The sequence below is a fragment of the Catonella sp. genome (genome assembly GCF_052169795.1).
Lineage (GTDB): Bacteria > Bacillota > Clostridia > Lachnospirales > Lachnospiraceae > Catonella.
The window spans coordinates 1-6,085 of record NZ_JBQNBU010000106.1; the positions used below are offsets into that span (position 1 = coordinate 1).

Sequence of the window (6,085 nt, forward strand, 5' to 3'; positions counted from 1 at the left end):
ATTCACTCTATTTTTAAGTTTGGAGGTGTTTTTCTATTAGCGAATTAATGATCAATGAGCAGATTAGGGATAAAGAAATCCGTCTGATTGGAGAAAACGGTGAACAGTTAGGAATTATGTCATCAAGGGATGCAATGAAAATGGCTATTGAAGCAGAGCTTGATTTAGTAAAGATTGCACCAACTGCAAAACCACCGGTTTGCAAGATTATCGATTACAGAAAGTATCGTTATGAGCAGGCAAAGAGAGAGAAAGAAGCGAAAAAGAAACAGAAAGTTACAGAAGTTAAGGAAATTCGCCTTTCACCGAATATTGATGACAACGACCTTAATACTAAGGCTAATCAGGCAAAGAAGTTCCTTGAGAAGGGCGATAAGGTTAAAGTAACCCTTCGTTTCAGAGGAAGAGAAATGGCTCACATTTCTTCAAACAAGCAGATTTTAGATGTATTCCTAGAGAAGCTTGGTGATGTAGCGTCAGTAGAAAAACAGGCTAAGCTTGAGGGCAGAAGCATGTCAATGGTTGTAACAGGAAAGAAGTAAAGATATTTTCACGAACTTTGTGAAAATAACTAACTAGATAATAGGAGGAAAAAATTATGCCAAAGATGAAGACAAAGAGCGCAGCTGCTAAGCGCTTTAAGGTAACAGGAACAGGTAAGTTAATGAAGATGAAAGCTTATAAGAGCCATATCCTTACCAAGAAGACTACAAAGAGAAAGAGAAATCTTCGTAAAGCAACTGAAATTGATAAGTCAAATTTAGCTCCAATGAAGAGAATACTTCCATATAGCTAAATAAAAGTTAAATTGTTAAGGAGGAAATAAAATGGCAAGAATTAAAGGTGGCTTAGGTGCCAAGAAGAGACATAATAGAGTATTAAAGCTCGCTAAGGGTTATAGAGGAGCAAGAAGTAAACAGTATAGAATTGCTAAGCAGTCAGTTATGCGTGCACTTGCATCTGCTTATGCAGGTAGAAGAAAGAGAAAAGGCGATTTCAGAAAGCTCTGGATAGTAAGAATCAATGCAGCAGCAAGACTTAACGGACTTTCATACAGCAAGTTCATGCATGGTCTTAAGCTCGCTAATATCGATATCAACCGTAAGATGCTCGCTGAGCTCGCTGTAAATGATGCAGCAGGCTTTACAGCTCTTGCTGATGCAGCTAAGGCTAAGATTGCTTAATTTTAAATATTTGATAATATAACTGTCATAAAATCTAAGGAAACTTGGGTTTGATGGCAGTTTTTGTATGAAAAACTTTTGCACCTGACTATTCTTAAATATAAAAATATCTTTGAATGATATGCTATAAAAATATAAAATATCACAATTATAAATCGGAGATAAAAAATGGCAACTGATTTAATACAACAACTAAAGGAACGGTTGTTTATAGAATTTAACAAGAGAGATCGCTCAGGCATATATGCTCTAACTTCAAGAGAACTCGCCTACAATTCCAATAAAATTGAGGGGAGTACACTTAATGAAAATCAGACTGCAAGCCTGTTTGATACAGGTTTACTTCCTATAAGTGATAATGTATATAGGGCAAAAGATATAGAAGAAATGAATGGACATTTTTTGATGTTTAATCATATGTTAAAGACCTTAGACGAGGATTTATCCGAAGAACTTATCAAAAAATTTCATTATGAACTCAAAAGCGGAGTTTTTGAGGATAAGGCAAACGGATACAATATCGGAGAGTACAAAGCACGACCGAATATAGCAGGAACTATGCAGACTTCAATGCCTGCCAAAGTTTCAGACGATATGAAGGAACTTTTAATCCGGTATAAAAATGAACCGAAGAACTTAACTACACTGGCTCTGTTTCATGTAAGGTATGAAAAAATTCATCCGTTTCAAGATGGAAATGGGCGTACGGGGCGTATGATTTTGTTTAGAGAAGCACTTAAAAATGATATAATACCGCCCATTATCCACGATGAGAACAGGATGGAATACATAGAGGGAATAAAAGAATATGCAGAAACAGGCTCGTCAGATAAAATGTACAGGCTTCTTATAAAGGAGCAGAATGAATATAAGAAAACAGTAAAATTTTTTCTTGAATAAGTTTTTGACTGTCGGCAGAGCTATGGACTTTGCCGACAGTTTTTATACATAAGATATAGCTTAGATATATTGCAAAATTTATTCTATTGTGCTAGAATATACAACAATCGGGTAGTCGTAACTAACTATATATAAATTTGAGTTATTTGGAGAATTTTACCGAAATTATAGGGCAAAGGAGTGAAAAAGATTGGAAGAGAAAGAAAAAAATAAGAAAAAAGACTCAGTATATAAAAGACTGATGCCTTATGCAGGAAACAAAGGAGGTCTGCTTTATCTTGCGATGTTTATGTCGGCTGCTTCCGGAGTAATGATGCTGATGCCTATGGTTTATATTCATAAGATTGTAAGCCATATTATCTTAAAAGGGAAGATAGAGGCAGGGCTGGTAAGAGGAAATGCAGGGTTGGCTGTAGCATTTGCAGTAGGAGGACTGCTTGCCTATCTGCTTGCCATAATAGCATCCCATATCTTTGCATTTGAAGTTGAAGATAACATTATAAAGGTAAGTATGAAAAGACTGATGGGAAAGCCACTTGGCTTCTTTGCAAACAGGGAAAGTGGCAAACTCAGAAATGTAATTATAAGTGGAGCAGGAGAAACACATTCCTTCCTTGCGCACCAGCTTCCTGATGTAGCGATGACTATAATATCCCCATTGGTACTTTTAATATTTTTTTTCATATTTGACTGGAGACTGGGGTTGGCAAGTCTTCTTCCCATGGTAGTGGGGCTGATACTTATGTCAACCATGATGACCAAAGAGGCACAGAAAGCAAAGGATGAATATTATAAAAGCTTAGCCAATATGTCAGCAGAGACAGTAGAGTATGTAAGAGGAATACCTGTAGTTAAGACATTTGCACAGAGCGTAGAGAGCTTTGACAGGCTGTATTCTCTGATTGTAAAAATGAAGGAAATAGTAATTAAAATGACTCTAGGCTATAGGACTAAAATGTCTGTATTTGAGGCTATAGCTACTTCTACAGCCTTCTTTCTTGTACCGGTAGGCATCCTTCTTATAAATAATGGAGGAGATGTAAGAGAGGTGCTTGGCAATTCAGTAATCTATCTTCTCATCGGTCCTGCATTTGGCACTTATATATTCAGGTCGGCAGCCATAGGTCAGTACAAATATTTTGCAGAAACCGCACTTGATAGAATAGACAATATACTTGATTATAAGGATATTACCTATGGACAGGATGAAAATGAAAGCGGAGAACTTGAATTTAAAAATGTCTCTTTTTCTTATGATAAAGAAAAGGTACTTGATAATATTTCATTTAAGGTGAATAAGGGCGAAACTGTGGCTCTGGTAGGCTCTTCAGGTGGTGGAAAGACAACTATAGCAAAGCTTGCAGCGAGGTTTTATGATGCAGATGAGGGTGAGGTTATTGTAGGCGGTATCAATATCAGAGATTATGATAAGAAATCCCTGATGAAGAAAACAGCCTTTGTATTCCAAAGCTCAAAGCTATTTAAAATGAGCCTGAGGGAAAATCTCTTGCTCGGTAATAAAAATGCGACTGATGAAGAAATACAGGCTGCACTTATAAGCTCCGGCTCTAAGGAAATTGTGGATAATCTTGAGAAGGGATTGGATACGGTATATGGAACAAAGGGAACTTATTTTTCGGGTGGAGAGTCTCAAAGGCTTGCTATAGCAAGGGCATTTTTAAAGGATGCAAAGCTTATTATTCTAGATGAGGCTACAGCCTTTGCAGACCCTGAAAATGAGCATATAATTCAGGAATCCTTTAAGAAGCTTTCAAAGGATAAGACAACACTTATGATAGCACATAGACTTTCTACAGTTGTAGATGCAGATAAGATTTTAGTGATTGAAGACGGCAAGATAAAAGAATCAGGCAAGCATACCGAACTTTTAGATAAAAATGGTCTGTATAAGAAGCTTTGGGAGGAATATCAGAGATCAGTGAACTGGAAGTTAGGAGGAAAAAATGAGTAAATTTTTTATGGACAGATATGCCATGTCAGAGCTTGGCGCAAATAACCTAAAAAAAGCAATATTTTCACGTACAATACTTAACCTCGTAAAGATGTTTCCTCCTATAATCGCTTTTATGTTTTTGTTTCAATATTTAAGCAGCATAGAAGGAATTAAAGCTGATTATGAACTTAGCTTTGTAAATTATATAGTTGTTATCCTGGTTATGGGATTAATTATATTTTTTGTGGCAGGCTGGGATTATACAAGGCTTTATACCAATGTATATAATGAGAGTGCTAATTCGAGAATAGACATAGCCAACAGACTTAAGAAGCTTCCGCTTTATTACTTTGGAAAGAGAGATTTATCAGACCTGGCTGAAACTATGATGAATGATATTACTCTTTATGAAGAGATATTTTCACATGCAGTTCCACAGCTATATGCTACCATAATTTCAACGATAATAATATCTGTTATGATACTCAGCTATAATTTTAAGCTTGGAGTAGCTACACTTTGGGTAATACCTGTATCTATTATTTTATTTTTCTTATCAAAGAAGAAAAACAGGAAGCTGGGTGATGAGTGGGTTAAGAGCAGCAGGGCAGTGTATGATGATTTCCAGGAGAAAATAGACCAGATTCAGGAAATAAAGGCTTATAACTTAGAAGAAACATCTCTTGAAGAATTTGATAAAAAACTGAACATTAATAAGCAGAATAAAATCAGAACTGAATTTTTAGGAGGAATTTCACTCTCAACTTCAAATATTCTGCTAAAACTTGGCATCGTTACTGTGGCAATAGCTGGCGCAAATATGCTTATTGCAGGTGAGATAAATATATTGGTTTATATTGCATTTCTTATACTTTGTACAAGTATTTACCTGCCTATAGAAGGCATACTTACTTTTATGACTATGATAAACATGCTTGACAGTGTGGTAGGCAGGATTAAAGAGATAAAGACAATGCCTGTACAGGAAGGCAAGACCGAGATGGATATTAAGAGCTTTGATGTGGAGTTTAAGGATGTGCATTTTGGCTATGATGATTATTCAGTGATAAATGGAGTAAGCTTTACAGCTAAGCAGGGTGAAACTACAGCACTTATAGGGCCTTCAGGCAGTGGCAAGACTACTCTTGCCAAACTTGCGGCAAGGTTCTGGGATATAGACAGCGGGCAGATACTGCTTGGTGGCGAGGATATAAGTAAGGTGGATCCTGAAACTCTGCTTAAAAATTTCTCTATTGTCTTTCAGGATGTTACACTTTTTAATGCAAGTATAAAGGACAATATAAGAGTAGGTAAGAAGAATGCGACAGATGAAGAAATCCTAAGAGCTGCAAAAGTTGCAAGATGTGATGAATTTATAAAGCGTATGCCGGAGGGTATAGATACAGTAATAGGCGAAAATGGTGAAAGGCTGTCAGGCGGTGAACGCCAGAGACTTTCAATTGCAAGAGCCATACTTAAGGATGCACCCGTTATACTTCTGGATGAAGCTACGGCTTCTCTTGATGTGGAAAATGAAAGTCTGATTCAGGAGGCCTTGTCAGAGCTTATAAAGCAAAAGACAGTTATTATCATTGCCCATAGAATGAGGACCATAAGAAGTGTGGATAAGATAGTGCTTCTTAATGAAGGCAAGATTGAAGCAGTAGGAAATGATAAGGAGCTTTATGAGAAGAGTGAAATGTATAGAAATATGGTAGATAAGGCGATGGTATAATATAGTTATAATTAAAAATGGCGGAAGTCTTTAGATAGACTTCCGTCATTTAATTTTTATAAACAACTTATTAGAAAAATAATTAAATTTATAGATTTTTGTAGACTATTATGTGAAAATAGGTTACAATTAAGATATATTATCTGAAACAATTTTTTACTTAAAGGAGAGATTATTATGGAATTTAAAGAAAATACAGAAAAAATTTGGTTGGAGAATGAGGAGGGTAAGATAATTGCCTATGTAGAGTTCCCAATGATAAATGGAACTGCCAATGTAATGCATACTGTAGTTGACTCTTCGTTAAGGGGG

At 36.1% G+C, this 6,085-nt stretch carries 6 protein-coding genes; all 6 read left to right on the plus strand.

Annotation, left to right across the window (positions count from 1 at the left end):
• The first annotated feature begins 47 nt into the window (after positions 1–47).
• The 6 genes from infC (at position 48) to ACTTKP_RS10785 (ending at position 5,773) form a co-directional block, all read left to right on the plus strand.
• Positions 48–542, plus strand: coding sequence for a translation initiation factor IF-3 (gene infC, locus ACTTKP_RS10760; protein ID WP_442553902.1), 495 nt, complete (start codon positions 48–50; stop codon positions 540–542).
• Between the two features lie 56 nt (positions 543–598).
• Positions 599–796, plus strand: coding sequence for a 50S ribosomal protein L35 (gene rpmI / locus ACTTKP_RS10765; RefSeq protein ID WP_023355272.1), 198 nt, complete (start codon positions 599–601; stop codon positions 794–796).
• Positions 797–827: 31 nt separating this feature from the next.
• Entirely contained in the window at positions 828–1,184 is a 357-nt protein-coding gene (gene rplT / locus ACTTKP_RS10770) for a 50S ribosomal protein L20 (protein WP_023355273.1), read from the plus strand.
• Positions 1,185–1,352: 168 nt separating this feature from the next.
• On the plus strand, positions 1,353–2,084 hold the full coding sequence (locus tag ACTTKP_RS10775; RefSeq protein ID WP_442553903.1) for a Fic family protein: 732 nt from the start codon (positions 1,353–1,355) through the stop codon (positions 2,082–2,084).
• A 190-nt stretch (positions 2,085–2,274) separates the two neighbouring features.
• Entirely contained in the window at positions 2,275–4,056 is a 1,782-nt protein-coding gene (locus tag ACTTKP_RS10780; protein WP_442553904.1) for an ABC transporter ATP-binding protein, read from the plus strand.
• On the plus strand, positions 4,049–5,773 hold the full coding sequence (locus ACTTKP_RS10785; protein WP_442553905.1) for an ABC transporter ATP-binding protein: 1,725 nt from the start codon (positions 4,049–4,051) through the stop codon (positions 5,771–5,773). The genes ACTTKP_RS10780 and ACTTKP_RS10785 overlap by 8 nt, the downstream gene beginning before the upstream one ends.
• Positions 5,774–6,085 lie beyond the last annotated feature (312 nt).

Coding starts and splice junctions, on each gene's coding strand:
- infC (WP_442553902.1), top strand. CDS start 48: ATGATCAATGAGCAGATTAGGGATAAAGAAATCCGTCTGATTGGAGAA.
- rpmI (WP_023355272.1), top strand. CDS start 599: ATGCCAAAGATGAAGACAAAGAGCGCAGCTGCTAAGCGCTTTAAGGTA.
- rplT (WP_023355273.1), top strand. CDS start 828: ATGGCAAGAATTAAAGGTGGCTTAGGTGCCAAGAAGAGACATAATAGA.
- ACTTKP_RS10775 (WP_442553903.1), top strand. CDS start 1,353: ATGGCAACTGATTTAATACAACAACTAAAGGAACGGTTGTTTATAGAA.
- ACTTKP_RS10785 (WP_442553905.1), top strand. CDS start 4,049: ATGAGTAAATTTTTTATGGACAGATATGCCATGTCAGAGCTTGGCGCA.